Genomic DNA, 16442 nt, shown 5'->3' with positions numbered 1-16442 from the left:
GTCGGCGGATGGTCCGGAGGTACGCTCGTTGACCGTGGATCCCAAGACTCGTATGCGTATCGTGACCGGCACCCTGGTGCTGCTGCTGGTCGTCGTGCTGATCAGCTCGATGGTCGGCGGGTAGCCGGGCCGGCGGGCACGCCTACCCGGCCCGGTGGGTCGACCCCGCCGCAACGGCTGAGGGCCACCGCCCGGAGGCGGTGGCCCTCAGCCGTGCACGGGATCGCTCAGAGCTGCTCGACCACGTAGTCGATGCAGTGGGTGAGCGCCTCGACGTCCGCCGGGTCGATCGCCGGGAACATCGCGACGCGCAGCTGGTTGCGGCCCAGCTTGCGGTACGGCTCGGTGTCCACGATGCCGTTGGCACGCAGTGCCTTGGCGACGGCGGCGGCGTCCACCGACTCGTCGAAGTCGATGGTGCCGACCACCTGGGAGCGCTCGGCCGGGTTCGCCACGAACGGGCTGGCGTAGGAGGACTTCTCGGCCCACGCGTACAGCCGGGACGAGGAATCAGCCGTACGGGCGACGGCCCAGTCGAGCCCGCCGTTGCCGTTCAGCCATTCCAGCTGGTCGGCCAGCAGGAACAGGGTGGAGATCGCCGGGGTGTTGTACGTCTGGTCCTTCGACGAGTTGTCGATGGCCGTCGGCAGGTCGAAGAACGGCGGGACGTACCGGCCGGAGCCGGCGATCTCGGCGGCGCGCTCCAGGGCGGCCGGGGAGAACGCGGCCAGCCACAGGCCGCCCTCGGAGGCGAAGGACTTCTGCGGGGCGAAGTAGTAGACGTCGGTCTCGGTGATGTCCACCGGCAGGCCGCCGGCGCCCGAGGTGGCGTCCACCAGGACCAGCGAGCCCTCGTCCGCGCCCACCGGGCGCTTGATCGGCATCGCGACGCCGGTCGAGGTCTCGTTGTGGGTGAGCCCGTAGACGTCGACGCCGGCCTCGGCGACCGGCAGCGGGTGGGTGCCCGGGGCGGTCTTGATGACGCTCGGCTCGGCGAGCCACGGCGCGGCCTTGACCGAGGAGGCGAACTTGGAGGAGAACTCGCCGAAGTCCAGGTGCTGGGACTTCTCCCGCACCAGGCCGAACGCGGCGATGTCCCAGAAGGCGGTGGAGCCGCCGTTGCCGAGGACGACCTGGTAGCCCTCGGGGAGCGAGAAGAGGCTGCTCACGCCCTCGCGTACGCGCTTGACCAGGTTCTTGACCGGGGCCTGGCGGTGTGAGGTGCCGAGCAGGGAGGTCTGGGTGGCGGCGAGGGCACTCAGGGCCTCGGGGCGCACCTTGGACGGTCCGCAGCCGAAACGGCCGTCTGCGGGCTTGATGTCAGCGGGGATCTGGATCTGAGCCACGCGCGCAGCCTACCGGCCGGGGAGCCGCCCGGGGTACGGTCGTCCGCCCGCTGAGACTGTGATCTTCACGGCTCCCAGCTGCGGAAACAGCGGGCCCGACGGAGGTCGGACCCGCTGCTCAGGGGTGGTGCGGACGCGGGGCGCCCGGGGCGCTCGGGGGGCGTTCGGCGGGCGCTCGGGGGCGCTCGGCGGGCTCAGTGGCCGATGGCGTCCCAGCCCTCGATCTCCTCGGGGCGGCGCGGGCCGGGGCCGATGTAGCGCGCGGCGGGGCGCACGAGCCGGCCGGTGCGCTTCTGCTCCAGGATGTGCGCCGACCAGCCCGCGGTGCGCGCACAGGTGAACATCGAGGTGAACATGTGCGCCGGCACCTCGGCGAAGTCCAGCATGATCGCGGCCCAGAACTCGACGTTGGTGGCCAGCACGCGGTCGGGGCGGCGGTTGTGCAGCTCCTCCAGCGCGGCCTTCTCCAGCGCCTCGGCGACCTCGAAGCGCGGGGCGCCGAGCTCCTTGGCGGTGCGGCGCAGCACGCGGGCGCGCGGGTCCTCGGCGCGGTAGACGCGGTGGCCGAAGCCCATCAGGCGCTCGCCGCGGTCCAGCGCGTTCTTGACCCAGGTGGTGGCGTCGCCGGTGCGCTCGATCTCCTCGATCATGCCGAGCACGCGGGACGGCGCACCGCCGTGCAGCGGGCCGGACATCGCGCCGACCGCGCCGGAGAGCGCGGCCGCCACGTCGGCGCCGGTGGAGGCGATGACGCGGGCGGTGAAGGTGGAGGCGTTCATGCCGTGCTCGGCGGCGGAGGTCCAGTAGGCGTCGATGGCCTTGACGTGCTTCGGGTCCGGCTCGCCGCGCCAGCGGATCATGAACCGCTCGACGACCGTCTCGGCCTTGTCGATCTCGCTCTGCGGGACCATCGGCAGGCCCTGGCCGCGGGCCGACTGGGCCACGTAGGACAGCGCCATCACGGCGGCGCGGGCGAGGTCGTCGCGGGCCTGCTCGGCGGAGATGTCGAGCAGCGGCTTGAGGCCCCAGACCGGGGCGAGCATGGCGAGCGCGGACTGCACGTCGACCCGGATGTCACCGGAGTGCACCGGGATCGGGAACGGCTCGGCGGCCGGCAGGCCGGGGTTGAACTTGCCGTCCACCAGCAGGCCCCAGACGTGGCCGAAGGAGACGTGGCCCACCAGGTCGTCGATGTCGACACCGCGGTACCGCAGCGCGCCGCCTTCACGGTCGGGTTCGGCGATCTCGCTCTCGAACGCGACGACTCCCTCAAGCCCGGGTACGAAGTCGGACATACGACGGCTCCTTCAGTTCTGCGATCGGCGCTGCGCCGTGGTGGGGCGGCGCGCCAGTGACCGAATGGTGGTTGGCACTCGGTGCCAGAGTGACAGGCACCGGGTGCATTGCGCCATACACCACCATGGTGATGTTGCGCTTGGGCCCGCTTGACTTTTCCGCCGAGGGTCGGTCGTGCCCGGGAATCTCCGGAACCAAACGCCTGGTTCGGGACAATTCACCGTACGGGGGGCGGTCGAGCGGTGGCGGGACACCTTATCTCCCACCGGGGTTTGTCCGGAGGTAGCGGTGCCGGTTGCTTGTCGTACGGGATGATGTTGACGTGCAGACCCCGGAACGCGCCCAGTCGACGCCCCTGAGCCCCGCCACCCGGATCCTGGCCGACGATGCCCGGCCCGGACCGGACCTCACCGTGATGCGCAAGCACTACACCCACGAGGGCCTGGTCGAGGAACAGCTCGCGCCCGAGCCGATCGCCCAGTTCACCCGCTGGTTCCACGAGGCGGACGACGCCGGGGTGGTCGAGCCCAACGCGATGGTGCTCTCCACCGCCGACGCCCAGGGGCGGCCCAGCTCGCGCACCGTCCTGCTCAAGGGCTACGACGCGCGCGGCTTCGTCTTCTTCACCAACTACGGCTCCCGCAAGGGCTCCGAGCTCGCCGCCAACCCGTACGCCGCGCTGCTGTTCCCGTGGATCGCGCTGGCCCGCCAGGTGATCGTCCAGGGGCGGGTGGAGAAGGTCGGCCGGGACGAGACCGCCGCCTACTTCCGCACCCGGCCGCACGGTTCGCAGCTCGGCGCCTGGGCCAGCGAGCAGTCCAGTCCGGTCGGCGGGCGCGACGTCCTCGAACAGCGCTACGCCGAACTGGAGCGCCGCTACCCGGAGGGCGAGGGCGTGCCCGTGCCGCCGTTCTGGGGCGGGTACCGGGTGATCCCGGAGAGCGTGGAGTTCTGGCAGGGGCGGGAGAACCGGCTGCACGACCGGCTGCGCTACTTCGCCGATCCGGCCGGAGCGGGCGGGTGGCGGGTGGAGCGGCTCTGCCCGTAGCGGGCGGGTCTGCGAGGCGTTCGAATACCGGCGCGTCCGTCGGTGGGTTCGCCGTCGGGCTCGTCGGGCTCGTCGGGTCCGCCATCGGGCTCGTCGGGCTCGTCGGGCTCGTCGGGCTCGTCGGGTCCGCCATCGGGCTCGTCGGGCTGGCTGTCGTGCGGTGGCGGGGGTGCGGGGCGCTGTCGAATCGCGCCAACCGGCCTTCGCCGACCGGTGGTTCGGATGGGGCGCGAGCGCCGGGGGAGCGGGCTCCGGCCGCGCCGGGGGAGCGGGTCGGGCCGGGGCGGCGGCCGTACGTCGGCGGAGGGGCGCCGCCAGGGTGGGTTCGGCGGCGCGACGCCGGTCCCCTGTGCGCCGGTCAGGTGCCTTCACGCGACCGCCGAGTGGGTGAACTTTTGGCGAGACTTCGCTGCGTGAAGGGGGTAGTGGGCTGTTAGGGGCGCGCAAGAGCACGGCGCAGCCCACGTGCTGGCAGTACCCTGGTCGACTAGGCCGACCTATATACCCGGCCCTGCTTCTCTCTAACCCCCATCGTGGAAGAGAATCGAACATGACACCCGCACTGGACACCATGCCCCGCACTGAACTGACGGAGCCTCAGGGCGAAACCCGGCCTTCACTGGCCGACCTCGCCCAGCTCGGCGCCGAGGAGCTCTCCACCAGGATCCGACGAGCCCTGCCCGACACCGGTGCGGGTGCGGTGCCGGTCGCGGCCTTCAACTCCTCCATCTGATCGGCCGACTGACCATCGGCTCCGGCTGAATCCGATCGACCATGACGCCAACTCCGCTGCCTTTCACCCAGTTCGTCGTGAAAGTGCACAGCCGGTGTGATCTCGCCTGCGATCACTGCTACGTGTACGAGCACGCCGACACCAGTTGGCGTCGACGCCCCAAGGTCATCGGTGACGAAGTCCTGAACAGGATCGCCGAGCGGATCGGCGACCACGCGGCCGCACACCGGCTGCCCGCCGTCCGGGTCGTCCTGCACGGGGGAGAGCCCCTGCTCGCCGGCCCGGACCGGTTACGCCACGCGGCCAAGGCGCTCCGGGCGGCCCTGCCGCCCGGCTGCGCACTCGACCTGCGCATCCACACCAACGGCGTCCAACTCGACGACGCCTACTGCGAACTCTTCGCCGAAGTCGGCATGAGGGTCGGCGTCTCGCTCGACGGCGACCGCGCCGCCAACGACCGCCACCGCCGCTTCGCCGACGGCCGCAGCAGCCACCCGCACGTCCTGCGGGCGGTCGAGCGGCTGCGCCGGCCCGCCTACCGGCACCTCTACGCCGGGCTGCTCTGCACCGTCGACATCGAGAACGACCCGGACGCCGTCTACCGCGCCCTGGCCGAACTCGACCCCCCCGCCGTCGACTTCCTGCTGCCGCACGCCACCTGGGAGGACCGGCCGAAACCGGCCGTCGACGGTGCGCGAACGCCGTACGCGGACTGGCTGTTGGCCGTGTACCGGAGATGGGACGCCGACGGCCGCCCGTTCGCCGTCCGCACCTTCGAATCCGTCCACCGGACGTTGCGCGGGCTCTCCAGCCTCACCGAATCGCTCGGCCTGGAACCGTCCGACCTCGTCGTCCTGGAGACGGACGGCAGCTTCGAACAGGCCGACAGCCTCAAGACCGCCTACGACGGCGCGCCGGAGACGGGGTACGACGTCTTCACGCACAGCCTCGACCAGGTCGCGCTGCACCCCGGCATGACCGCCCGCCAGTCGGGGCTGGCCGGGCTGAGCGCCGCCTGCCGGGCCTGCCCGGTCGTCCGCAGCTGCGGCGGCGGCCTGTACGCCCACCGGTACCGGGCCGACACGGGCTTCGACAATCCCTCCGTCTACTGCGGTGACCTCATGAAGCTCATCAACGAACTCGCCGGCGACGCCGCCGGTTCCGCCTCTGGTTCCGCTGCCGGTTCCGCCGCCGCTTCCGCTGTCGCGGCGGGTCCTTCTGTCCCCGCCCAGGCCGGGGAGCCGGTGGTGCCGGCCACCCTCACCGAGCGGCAGCTCGACCAGCTCGCCCGCGGGTACGGGGACCAGGACACCGTACGGGCCCTGTCCCGCGCCCAACTCGCCCTCACCCGGGCCATGCTGGCCGCCGCCTGGGACGCCTCCGGGCAGCCCGGATCGGCCGCGTGGGCGTTGCTGTCCGAACTCGACGCGAGCGCACCCGCCGCCGTCGACACCGTCCTCGCCCACCCGTACGCCCGCGCCTGGGCCGCCCGCCGGCTCGCCGGGGACCTCACCGTCGGGCTCGGCCCGCTGGCCGCCCTGGCCGCCGCCGCCGCCGTCCGCGCCGGGCGGGGGGACGCGGTCGCGGTGCCGGTGCGCGGCGGGTGGCTGCACCTGCCGACCCTCGGGCGGACCGCCGCCCCGGACGGGGAGGCGGTCGTCACCGGCCTGGCCGACGGGTTCAGCGTGCGGGCGTCCGACGGATCGGTGTCCGCCGCCCTGGACGAGCCGCTGCGGCGGGTCCGGCTGGCCGGAGGGTGGACGGTCACCCTGGAGGACGTCGACCCGCTGCGCGACAGCCACGACCACGCCGTGGCCGGCCGGCTCTCCGACGGCGAACTGCTCGACTGGACGGGCGCGTTGCGCGAAGCCTGGGAACTGCTCGGGCACGACCTGCCCGCGTACGCGGAAGGCCTCCGGGCCGGCCTCACCACCATCACCCCGCTACGGCCGGGCCCCGCCGGGCGGGACGTCAGCTCGGCCGCCCGGCAGGCCCACGGCGCGGTCGGCATCGCCCGGCCCGCGACCGCGCCGACGCTCGCACTGCTGCTCGCGCACGAGTTCCAGCACGTCAAACTCGGCGCCGTACTCGACCTGTTCGACCTCCACGACCCGGCCGACGACCAGCTGTACCTCGCGCCCTGGCGGCCCGACCCGCGCCCGCTCGAAGGCCTGCTCCAGGGCACCTACGCGCACCTCGCCGTCACCGAGTACTGGGGCACCCGTGCGTTCGCCTACGACGGGCTGCCGGGCGAGGCCGCCGACCGGGCGCGCACCCAGTTCGCGCTCTGGCGCCGGTACACCGCCGAAGCCGTCGACCGGCTGGCCGGATCCGGCGCCCTCACGGCGCTCGGCTTGCGCTTCGCCGACGGCATGCGTGAGAGCGTCGCTCCGTGGCTCGCCGTGCCGTTGCCCGCCGCCGCCGAACGGGCCGCCGAACGGGCCCGCCACGAGCGCGGCCACGCCCGCCCCGCCGAGGTCTGACCCAGAGGAGCGGCCATGCGCACCGTCACTGCTCTCACCGGCACCGCCCTCACCGATACCGCCCTCACCGCTGGGGGTTTGGCCGCCGGGTTCGCCCAACTCGGCGTCCGCCCAGGCATGGTGGTGCACGTCGAGGCCTCCCTGCGCGCCCTCGGCCCGGTGGACGGCGGCGCCGCCACCGTCGCCGACGCGCTGCTCCACGTCCTCGGCCCCGGCGGCACCCTGGTCGCCTACACCGCCACCCCCGAGAACTCCGCCACCTCGCGCATCCACCAGACCGCCACCGCCGGCCTCACCCCGGCCGAGACCGCCGCCTACCGGGCCCGGATGCCGCGGTTCGACCCGGCGAACACCCCCTGCTCGCCGACCATGGGCGCCCTCTCCGAGGAGATCCGCACCCGCCCCGGCGCCCTGCGCAGCCGCCACCCCCAGACCTCCTGGACGGCCCTCGGCCGGCACGCCCGCGAGATCACCGCCCACCACCCCCTCACCTCCCACCTCGGCCCCGAGTCCCCGCTCGGACGCCTCTACGACCTCGACGCCAGGGTGCTGATGCTCGGCGTCCCGATGGCCCGCTTCACCGCCTTCCACCTCGCCGACCAGCGCATGCCCGACGTCCCCCTGCGTGAGTACCGCTGCGTCGGCCCCGACGGCTGGCTCACCTTCCGGGCCCCCGAGCTCGACGACCTCCACTTCGCCGACCTCGGCACCCAGGTCCTCGCCGCCGCCACCGGCATCACCACCATCCACCTCGGCACCACCGACTGCCGCCTCGTCCCCGTCCGCGAAGCCGTCGACCTCGCCGAACACCTCCTCCGCCCCTGAGCCCCCGCGCGTCCCCCACCCCTCCTCCAGTTCGGTTGCTCCCGTCGCCGCTTCGGCCCCGCCGAAGCGGCGACGGTCCTGTCCAGGTCTCTTGTGCGTAGGAAGTCGGCCTCACCGACTTCCTACGCACAAGGACGCGCCTACCTGTGGAGGGGGCTGGGCTGCGCTCTCCGCACAGGCCCGGCCCGGTCATGACGTCGGCCCGCGTCCCAGGACACCTGGGACGCGGGCCGACGGATGCGGTGTTGCGCAAGAAGTCGGTGGGGCCGACTTCTTGTGCGACCCTCGCAGCAGGTTCGGTGGCGACGGAGCTGTTCGGCGCGATCACGTGATCACCCGGCCCCTGACGGACTACCTCCGTTTCGAGTTCGCGCACTATGTCCACAACGTCGCGGCCGGCGAGGACATCCGGATTCTCGACCTGACCGGCCGCGAGAATCCGGGCTTACCGGATCAGGATTTCTGGATGTTCGACGAGTCCAGGGTGGTCCCGATGAACTACCGCCCGGACGGGACGCAGATCAGTCGCGAGGTGTTCGACGGCGACCCGATCCGATTCGTCGAGTGGAAGCGCTTGGCCGTATCCGAGTCGGTTCCTTTCTCGGAGTACGTGAGAGCAAGCGGCTGAGTGTCTCTGGATCCGGAACGGCTCGGACAGTCCAAGTCCGAGCTGGGGAAGAAGCTGCGAGAGCTGCGCAAGCGAGCCGGCCTGGTGGTGGGGGAGGAGGGGAGGCCGGACCTGGGCCGGTTCGGCGTGACCGTCGGTGTAGACGGTGCACAGTCCGTCTGACTGGATGATCCTGGTAACACCGTCCCGGCCCGTTGACGACCGCTCCGCGCCGCTCTAGAACGGAGCACAGGCCCCGGACACGGCAGGACGTGTCGCGGCACGGACTGCCGGGGCACCCCCGAGAGATCCTGAGGAGCAATGCCATGGCTCCAGACGACAACGGCTGCCCGGTGCTGGACATGACCGCCCGGGCCCTGCACCAGCAGAACGCGGAGCTCCGCGCCGCCGGGCCCGCCGTGCGGGTCGAACTCCCCGGCGGCATCATCGCCTGGTCCGTGACCCGCAGCTCGGTGATCCGCGCTCTGACCGGCGATCCGCGGGTCTCCCGCGACCCGCGCAAGCACTGGCCCGGCCTGGCCGCGGTGCCCGAGGGGTGGCCGATGGGCCCGATCGCGTTCCAGCAGAACTTCTTCAACCGCTACGGCGACGAACACCGCTCGGCACGACGACGGATGGCGCCCTCGTTCTCGCCCCGCCGGGTGTCCGCGCTGCGGCCCGGGATCGAGGCGACGACCACCGCCCTGGTCGGCGCGTTCCGTGACCTCGCCCCCGGCGAGGCCGTGGACATCCGCCGGGCCCTCTCGCTCCCGCTCACCATGACGGTGATCTGCGACCTCTTCGGCGTACCCGCCGACATGCGGCCGCAGATCGGCCGGTCGATGGACACCCTGCTGACGACGACGGCGACGACCGAGCAGATGACGCTCGCGCGGGCGGAGATCAACGTGGTGCTGGTCGAACTGCTGGAGCTCAAACGGCGCGACCCCGGGCCCGACCTCGCCAGCGACGTGGCCGCCGTCAGCACCGGCGGCGACACGGGCCGCGCCGAGGAGGAGTCCCGCGACGAGCTCTTCCTGATGCTCGGCGCCGGGTACGAGACCGCCGTCAACCTCATCACCAGCGCCGTCCAGGCGCTCCTCACCCACCCCCACTACCTGGCCCAGGTCCGCGAGGGCACCCTCGCGTGGGAGGACGTCATCGAGGAGACCCTGCGCCACGAGAGCCCGGTGATGCACATCCCGCTCCGCTACCCGCTGGAGGACATCGACCTCGGCGAGGGCGTGGTCATCCGGCAGGGCGAGCCGATCCTGCTCGGATTCGGCGCGGCCGGCCGGGACCCGGAGGTCCACCCGGACCGGCCGGACGACTTCGACCCGACCCGCCCCGACAAGGAGCACCTGTCCTTCGGCTACGGCCCGCACTTCTGCCTCGGCGCACCCCTGGCCCGGCTGGAGGCCGAAGTGGCCCTGGGCGGCCTCTTCGGCGCCTACCCCGGCAGTGTCCTGGACCCGGCCAGCCCGACGCCGGCCCGCCTGGAGTCCGTCATCATCAGCGGCCCGGCCGAGCTCTGGATCGTCCCGAGGCCCACCGCAGAGTGACGGCGGCACCTGGGGGAAGGGCGGCTCCCGCGAGTTCGCGGGAGCCGCCCTTCCGTCGAAGGCGGCGACGTTCCTGTCGAGCCTCCCTGTGCATAGGAAGTCGGTGGGCCCGACTTCCTATGCAGGGCCGGATGCTTCTACACAGTGGCCTCACAAGCTGTCATCGCGGCGGCCAGCACGCGTTTCCGAGTGATCCATTCCGTATTGCCGGCTTCGACTGAGCACCGTAGGGCCTCGATCATCTCTTCGTCGGCTGCAGCCGGTCTGGCCAGGTGCGCCCGCATGTAGTGCCTGAAGATTGCCGGCAACTGCTCGGGCCGGGTTGCGGCCTTGGCCTGCAGGGAGAAGAGGGGGAGGAACCAGGCTTCGAAGCTCTCCTTGATCGCCGGGGTGGCTCGGTATGCGTCGTGGAGCGGTTGAAGATCTGCCGTGTGGTTGTAGGGCAGGTGTCCGTGGAGGGCATAGCGGAGGCGGATGCCGTCGTGTTCGCGGAAGTGCAGGCCGTGGGCGGCGATGTGGTTGGCGGCATTCTGGGTGGTGGCCATGACGGCCACCTCCGCCCGGTGCCTTCGGGCTGCGGCGAGGACGGTGGCATGGATGCCGGCGCGCGGGTCGAGCACGAGGCGGTCGAGACCGACTGGCGACAGGTCGATGCCGTGGTCGCGGGTACGGGAGAGGATCAGGCGCCCTGGAACCTTGCCGACGGTGCCCTGAAGGTGTCTGGGCTGCTGTCGGTGACTGGCGTGGATGTCCGAGCGGTCGAGGATGGGGCGGTCCTTGGCGAGTTCGGCGACAAGGTGAAGGCTTGTGCGGTCCCGGGTGTCGGTGCTGCCGCAGGCGTTGCAGGGGCGGCCACCGGTACCGGTCATGTGGCCGCAGGCCCGGCAGGTGGGAACGGTCTCACGGCTGATGGTCAGGGTGCCGGCGCGGAGGTTGTTCTCGATCATCTCCAGGGCGAGGCTTGCGACCTCAGTGTCGGTGTCGGTCATGATGCCGCCTGCCGGAGACTGCCCCGGCGCGTACTTGCTCGCGATGAGGTCGGCCTCAAAGCGCTGACGGGGGATCTTCGGCCCCTCAGCCTCGCGGTGGCGGAGGTCTCCGGCGAGGGTGGCGGTGTTCCACAGGTGGGGTGCGGGCGGTGAGCCGAGGATGGCGTTGAGGGCGGCGGCGAGGCGGATGCCGACGGCCTTGCCGGGGCGGGTGCCGAAGATGAAGGTCCCGTTCTGGACAGGGCCGTTGAGGAACAGGTGTCGCACGGACTCCTCCTAGATCGGCGGGGTCGTGGTTCGCGTCCGGGTGAACCGGCCGTCTCGCAGTTCGTAGTGGAGGATCGCGGCGTTGGGCATCTTGCCCTTCCGCTCCTCGGCGAGGATCTCGGGCAGGGTGCAGGCTTCGAGTAGGGAGCGGAGTGCCACTGCGGCGGTCTGGTGGGTGAAGGCGACGATGGTGCTCGATTCCTGGAGTTCGGCCTGGGCGAGGGCGGCGAACTCGGTGGCCCGGTTGAGTACGCCTTCGGCGAGCGACTCGCCGCCACCCGGTGCGGTCCAGAGGTGCTTGCGCAGGCGGCGGTCCTCGGCGAGTTCGGGGTAGCTGTCGTTCAGCTCACGCTTGGTCATGTAGGTGGCGTCGCCGTAGTGCTGCTCGTCGAGGAGCGTGGTCTGCTGGGGCCAGCCGTCGGGGATGTCGGGCAGGGCGATCGCGGCGGTGTCGATCGTCCTGCGGTAGGTCGACGTGTAGACGCGTGGCGTGGGGCCGGCGAGCTTCGGCAGGATGCCGGCGAGCCACTGGGCCTGCCGGAAACCGTGCGGGGTGAGGCCGACGATCGTGCGGGAGATGGTGTGGGCGACGGCTCCGGTGCAGGGGCGCGGGTCCTGGTAGAAGCCGTGGTACTTGTCGGCGTTCTCGACGGACTCGGCGTGCCGGATGACGAGCAGGGCCACCGCGCGGCGCCTACGCGGCGAGGTTGGCGACGTAGGAGCCGCTGACGGTCCAGGGGGTGAGCTCGATGCCGAAGCTGCTGCGGTCGCCGTCCTGGGAGTGGACGAGTTTGCCGGACAGGTGCACGGTGTCTCCGGATCGGAACGCGCCGGTGTAGGCGCCGAGGTAGGAACGCATGTGGGTGATCCGGCGGGCGAAGGAGTCGGGCTCGTCGATGGTCGAGCTCAGGATGGTCCTGACCTTGATCCCATAGAGCGCCGGGGTGGTGAGGCCTTCGGCGTGGTCGGTGATTCTCGCGAGGAGGGAGATCTCTCCGATCTCCTTGGAGGAGATGCGGGAGAAGGGTCTGTCGCGGTCGGAGCGGATGGGTTCGCAGTTGATGTGCGCGCCGGAGCTGGAGGTGAGCCCCTGGAGCTTTCGGCGTTCCTGCTTGATGAGGGCCTCGAAGGAGCTGCCCTCCATGTACTTGGCCCGGCGGATGTACAGCCGGGTCAGGTCGTCTCCGTCGTAGGGCTTGATCAGAGCGGTCTGCTGGAACAGGTCCTGGGCGGCCTCGTAGCCCTCCGGCCCGTAGCAGACGAGGTCGATGTCCGAGCGTTCGTTGAAACAGCCGACGAGAAAGGACCCGGTGACACCCAGGAGATCCCGGGCGCCGTTCGTGGCGACCCACTCGGTGATCGCCAGGAGGTCCTTGCCTGCCGGATTGTCGGCGACCGATCCGGGTTCCTCATGGATGGCAGAGAGGGCCTGGCGGCACGAGTAGTGGACGGCGACGTCCTCGCGCGGAATGCCCGTGATGACGCAGCCGAGGGCGTCGGAGTAGACGTAGCACTCCGGTCGGTCGGCAAGGATGCCGAAGGATTTCGACACGACACTGTTCTGCCGGTAGGTCCGGCCGAACACCCGCCGGTCCCCCTTCTCGTCCGGGTGGTACTTGACGTAGCCCAGGTAGTGGCTGCCGGGGTGGCTGTCCCCGATGACCTTGAAGACGACGCCGTGGTGATCCATCAGGTAGTCACGGTCGCGGACGATGGGGACCGGCCTACCGGTGTTCAGCGGCGAACTGCTCCAGAGCGGGGAAGGCTCCGGTGTCGATCGTGGTGGACGACTCATACTGCTCAAGTCCCATCGAGAAGAGGGCGCGGCGGTACTGCCACTTGATGTGCTTGTCATGCCCTGCGGGGTGAGTGGGCCGCATGAGGGCGAGGAAGAAGAAGCACTTGACGAGCAGGAAGTCGCCCAGGTGATCGCTCACCCGCCGGCCGATCAGGGACGTGCTGGTCCGGTCGAGTGCGACGGTGTACGTGGCGCGCTGCTCCGAGGTGATGGTGTAGCCCTTGCCTCCACCTTTGAAGGCCACGATGTCGAGCGCCGGGTACACGTCGTAGCCGAACGGGATCGGTCCGTGGTGCTGCCAGTCGATGATCCCGGCCGTGAGGATGTTGGGCAGACCGTAGTCCAAGTGCCCGTGCACGATGGGGAGTCGGGACAGCCGGTCGAGGGCGTGCTCGACGGCCTGGTGGACCCGCGGCGTGTCGAAGTCCGGGTTCTCCTCGAAGACGGCCGCTGCGAAGGCCGCCTTCTCGAACCACGGGGTCGAGGGCAGAGGGTGCCTCGCCTGGGCCTGTAGGAGCTTCGAGGCGACGGCGGCCGCGGTGCTGATCACGTGGTCGCCGACCTGTCCGGCCCGCTGAGTGTCGGCCAGGGCGTCCTCGTGCAGTGAGCTGTTGCCGATGGTGCGTTCGATGGCGAAGTAACTTCCGCCTTCGAATCCGCTGTCGACAATCGCAGGTACGGGGTATCCAAGTCCGGCGGCCAGCTGCTGGAACTCGACTTCCGCCCGCAAGTCCTCTCCGCCGGTCCGCTTGTAGAGCGAGCCGTCAGCCGATCTCCAGACCGCACCCCGGGTGGCGGTCCGGTCCTTCACGAACTCCCAGGTGTTCATCGGCCCGTCCTTCTGCCGTACCGAGTCGCCGTAGCGCAGGCGTCCAGACTAGGAGGGTTCGAGCAGGCCGGACAACGATATTCCCGTCAGTGAATAAATATCACCCACGGTAAATCATCGACCATTCGCTGAGCCGCCCCCTGGCCTCGTCGCCGAAGAGGGCGGATTCTTCGAATATCGAGAAAATTTCACGATAGCGCTGGATGTCCCGGTGATCGCGAAATGCGAGACGGCCGGTGAACGACTCCACAGTGGCGAGGCGGTCGTCGTACACCGTGAACGTGTTCATTGGTCCGCGAGTAATAAGTGTCCCATATGGAATCACGCCGATTCGAAACGGACGGCAGATGGGTGAGCGATGCAAGGCGGTCAATCTGGACGGCCATTGCCTGAGGAGGAAGCAGTGCCCAATTCACCGCCTGCTCCGTGAGCAGGAACGTGAATGACTTTGATTCGTCGTAGAGAGCCACCTGGCGTTCCAGCTTGCGGCCCACGATGATCGCCCTGTCGCCGGGGGAGTGGCTCAAGCTGGCCCGAATGTACTCGGGCGTGGCCAGGAGGCCTGTGATCATTGCCGGCAGGAAATATCGCAGCTCTGTCGCGTCCGACTCCAGCGACGCCAGCTCCGCCTGTCGCTTTTCGATGCCCCGGCGCCATGAGGTTCGCTTGTCCTGCCACTCGGTATTGGCCGTACGAGCCAGCGAGGATACTTCCCGGACGAGGGCGGCCGGAGCCCCAAGAGCCCTGAGGATGCGCTCCACATCGACGAGGGTCGGGGTCAGTTTTCCGGTCTCGATCTTACTGATCTTGCTCTGGGAGATGCCACAACGCACCGAAAGCCGGTCTCCTGTGAGACCGGCTTCCAGGCGGAGCCTTCTGAGCGTTTCGGCCAGATCGGACTTCGACCGGCCGAGCTGATCTGGATCGAGCGTCACCCGAGCTCTTTCAGATATTCGGAAAACGGCACGGAGTGAGCCAGGGCGATTCTTTTCCACTCGCGGTGGCGGCGCATGTCGCCGCTGACCAGCTCCCGGTTGATCTGGGTGCCGTCAGGTCGGAAGTTCAGGTGGACCGCCGAGGTGTCATCGAACAGCCACCAGTCCTGGTCGGGGATACCGAAGTTCCCTTCAGTGGCGTCCAGGATTCGAATGTCTTCCCCGGCGGCGATGTTGCCGGGGATGCCCCAGGCGAACTGGTACCGCTGGTAGTCCGTGAGGGGGCGGCGCACCACCCGGACGCGGCCGATCGTCCGCCCCGAGGAGACGAAGCCGTGCACCCTCCGGTGCCACGCCGCGTTGTGATCGACCGGCTTCGGCTCGCCGCGCAGAAAGCGGGCCAGGCTCTCTGCTTCCCTGGGCATGGTGTAGGCGGGCTGCGCCTCGAACCGGAACGCTTCGTGCTGGTAGCTGTCGAAGTGGGCGCGCCACTGGTCACCATCCAAGAACACGGATGGCCTCCTCCAGGACGTGTCGGGGAATCTCGACGGCGGACTCCCCGGTGGGCACCTTCAGGGCCGTGAAGTGGTCGCCCTGGACCACGAACGTCCCTCGGTCGGTGGCGTACACGTTCGGGCAGTCGTCATCGTCGCAGTTCGGGCCGTTGAACTTGCCGGTAAGACGCAGCAGTTGCGGGTACTCAGCCATGCTGACCCCTTCCAGGTCGAGTGCCTCCCAACCCATCAACGACGCTAAGGCCGGCTGCGGCGCCTGTCCAAGCCGTATCGGGCATATTCCTGATCTGGAATAAGAATCTTGCCGGGGGTCTCCCGCTCTGACGCTCCGGGGAGCTGTTGACCGGCGGCTCCTTGCGAGGGGCAACCGCTGGTCCGGCTGAAGTCCGTCATCATCAGAGGCCCGGCCGAGCCCTGGAGCTGATGTGCTCCAGAAAGCGCTTGGAGAAGATCGTCTCGGCACTGGTGTCGGCGAGAGAAGGTGACCCGCTTCATCGCGCCGATACGATCTTTCCACCCGTCCTGGCCGCGCTGGAGGAGCAGACGTGACACAGCAGACTGCCGAGGAACGCCCGGGAATCGCCGCCGCGATCGTGGCCCACGAAGGCCGCGTCCTGATGGTCCGGCGGTGGGTCAGCGAGGGCCAGCTCTCGTGGCAGTTCCCGGCTGGTGAGATCGAGTCCGGCGAGTCGCCCGAGCTGGCGGCTGTCCGAGAGACGGCGGAGGAGACCGGGCTCGGTGTGGCCGCGATCAAGCTCCTGGGTGAGCGCGTGCACCCGAAGACCGGCCGACTGATGTCGTACACGGCCTGTGACGTCGTCAGCGGCACCGCCGAGGTGGTCGACACGGAGGAGCTGGACCAGCTCGCGTGGGTGGCTCTCGCCGAGATCCCCGAGTACGTGCCGTACGGGCTGTTCGAGCCGGTGCAGGAGTATCTCGATACCGCGCTCAGCGCCGATCGGTAGGCGGCGGCTCCCGCGAGTTCGCGGGAGCCGCCCTTCTGCGCTGTGTGGGTCAGGCGGTGAAGTGGTCGAACTCGCCGGCCTTGGCGCCGAGGAGCCAGGCGTTGAGCTTGGTGCGGGTGGTGGTGACGATGTGGGCGGGGTCGTCGGACTCGCGGATGTAGACGAGGTTGCTGTCGGAGGCGATCTCGACGCAGTTGGCTTCCTCCCCGCTGAAGCTCGACTTCTGCCACGTGAGTTCTTGCAT

At 70.1% G+C, this 16442-nt stretch carries 17 protein-coding genes and 1 pseudogene; 8 read left to right on the top strand and 10 right to left on the bottom strand.

Annotated elements, in window-relative coordinates:
* Positions 1 to 227: 227 nt before the first annotated feature.
* A complete protein-coding gene (serC, locus tag ACIOGZ_RS34165; protein ID WP_400988818.1) occupies positions 228 to 1346 on the bottom strand; it encodes a phosphoserine transaminase in 1119 nt (372 codons plus the stop codon).
* Positions 1347 to 1540: 194 nt separating this feature from the next.
* Positions 1541 to 2641 carry a citrate synthase 2 gene (locus ACIOGZ_RS34160; RefSeq protein ID WP_350877533.1) on the bottom strand — a complete coding sequence of 367 codons (1101 nt, stop codon included), beginning with the start codon at positions 2639 to 2641 and terminating at the stop codon, positions 1541 to 1543.
* Positions 2642 to 3057: 416 nt separating this feature from the next.
* Here ACIOGZ_RS34160 and pdxH point away from each other — a divergent pair, with 416 nt between their 5' ends.
* From pdxH to ACIOGZ_RS34125, 7 genes are all read left to right on the top strand, one after another.
* Positions 3058 to 3690: a pyridoxamine 5'-phosphate oxidase gene (pdxH, locus tag ACIOGZ_RS34155; RefSeq protein WP_363585069.1), complete on the top strand. Its 633-nt coding sequence runs from the start codon at positions 3058 to 3060 to the stop codon at positions 3688 to 3690.
* 550 nt (positions 3691 to 4240) lie between these two features.
* The gene (fxsA, locus tag ACIOGZ_RS34150) at positions 4241 to 4423 is read left to right on the top strand and encodes an FxSxx-COOH cyclophane-containing RiPP peptide (protein WP_350877535.1); all 183 of its coding nucleotides are present in this window, start codon (positions 4241 to 4243) and stop codon (positions 4421 to 4423) included.
* 41 nt (positions 4424 to 4464) lie between these two features.
* Positions 4465 to 6906: an FxsB family cyclophane-forming radical SAM/SPASM peptide maturase gene (locus ACIOGZ_RS34145; RefSeq protein ID WP_400988817.1), complete on the top strand. Its 2442-nt coding sequence runs from the start codon at positions 4465 to 4467 to the stop codon at positions 6904 to 6906.
* Positions 6907 to 6921: 15 nt separating this feature from the next.
* Positions 6922 to 7731 (top strand): AAC(3) family N-acetyltransferase, encoded by an 810-nt coding sequence (locus ACIOGZ_RS34140; RefSeq protein WP_363632238.1) that lies wholly within the window; start codon positions 6922 to 6924, stop codon positions 7729 to 7731.
* Positions 7732 to 7822: 91 nt separating this feature from the next.
* Positions 7823 to 8359: a DUF6879 family protein gene (locus ACIOGZ_RS34135; protein ID WP_400988815.1), complete on the top strand. Its 537-nt coding sequence runs from the start codon at positions 7823 to 7825 to the stop codon at positions 8357 to 8359.
* The gene (locus tag ACIOGZ_RS34130) at positions 8360 to 8521 is read left to right on the top strand and encodes a hypothetical protein (protein WP_400988813.1); all 162 of its coding nucleotides are present in this window, start codon (positions 8360 to 8362) and stop codon (positions 8519 to 8521) included.
* A 143-nt stretch (positions 8522 to 8664) separates the two neighbouring features.
* Positions 8665 to 9900, top strand: a complete 1236-nt coding sequence (locus tag ACIOGZ_RS34125) for a cytochrome P450 (protein ID WP_400988812.1) — start codon at positions 8665 to 8667, stop codon at positions 9898 to 9900.
* 137 nt (positions 9901 to 10037) lie between these two features.
* Here ACIOGZ_RS34125 and ACIOGZ_RS34120 read toward each other — a convergent pair whose 3' ends face one another.
* The 7 genes and pseudogenes from ACIOGZ_RS34120 to ACIOGZ_RS34090 all read right to left on the bottom strand — a co-directional run bounded on the left by ACIOGZ_RS34120 (position 10038) and on the right by ACIOGZ_RS34090 (position 15426).
* Positions 10038 to 11156: a hypothetical protein gene (locus ACIOGZ_RS34120; RefSeq protein WP_363584975.1), complete on the bottom strand. Its 1119-nt coding sequence runs from the start codon at positions 11154 to 11156 to the stop codon at positions 10038 to 10040.
* 9 nt (positions 11157 to 11165) lie between these two features.
* Positions 11166 to 11840: a histidine phosphatase family protein gene (locus ACIOGZ_RS34115; RefSeq protein WP_363632108.1), complete on the bottom strand. Its 675-nt coding sequence runs from the start codon at positions 11838 to 11840 to the stop codon at positions 11166 to 11168.
* A gap of 10 nt (positions 11841 to 11850) precedes the next feature.
* Entirely contained in the window at positions 11851 to 12846 is a 996-nt protein-coding gene (locus ACIOGZ_RS34110; RefSeq protein ID WP_363584978.1) for a nucleotidyltransferase domain-containing protein, read from the bottom strand.
* Positions 12847 to 12880: 34 nt separating this feature from the next.
* On the bottom strand, positions 12881 to 13783 hold the full coding sequence (locus ACIOGZ_RS34105; RefSeq protein ID WP_371517495.1) for a phosphotransferase: 903 nt from the start codon (positions 13781 to 13783) through the stop codon (positions 12881 to 12883).
* Between the two features lie 100 nt (positions 13784 to 13883).
* Positions 13884 to 14718 (bottom strand): annotated as a pseudogene (locus tag ACIOGZ_RS34100) (helix-turn-helix domain-containing protein).
* Entirely contained in the window at positions 14715 to 15230 is a 516-nt protein-coding gene (locus tag ACIOGZ_RS34095) for a DUF6879 family protein (RefSeq protein ID WP_400988810.1), read from the bottom strand. The pseudogene ACIOGZ_RS34100 and the gene ACIOGZ_RS34095 overlap by 4 nt, the downstream one beginning before the upstream one ends.
* Complete coding sequence (locus tag ACIOGZ_RS34090; RefSeq protein WP_400988808.1) at positions 15214 to 15426, bottom strand: hypothetical protein; 213 nt, start codon at positions 15424 to 15426, stop codon at positions 15214 to 15216. Before ACIOGZ_RS34090 ends, ACIOGZ_RS34095 begins: the two co-directional genes overlap by 17 nt.
* Positions 15427 to 15778: 352 nt before the next feature.
* On the opposite strand from ACIOGZ_RS34090, the gene ACIOGZ_RS34085 reads away from it, so the two are divergent.
* Positions 15779 to 16198, top strand: a complete 420-nt coding sequence (locus ACIOGZ_RS34085; RefSeq protein WP_363584988.1) for an NUDIX hydrolase — start codon at positions 15779 to 15781, stop codon at positions 16196 to 16198.
* Positions 16199 to 16247: 49 nt separating this feature from the next.
* On the opposite strand, the gene ACIOGZ_RS34080 is transcribed toward ACIOGZ_RS34085, so the two are convergent.
* On the bottom strand, positions 16248 to 16442 hold the full coding sequence (locus tag ACIOGZ_RS34080) for a DUF397 domain-containing protein (RefSeq protein WP_400328118.1): 195 nt from the start codon (positions 16440 to 16442) through the stop codon (positions 16248 to 16250).

Source organism: Kitasatospora sp. NPDC088160 (genome assembly GCF_044741445.1).
GTDB lineage: Bacteria > Actinomycetota > Actinomycetes > Streptomycetales > Streptomycetaceae > Kitasatospora.
Note: the sequence above shows the minus strand (reverse complement) of the source record. Positions and strands in the feature narration are given on the sequence as shown.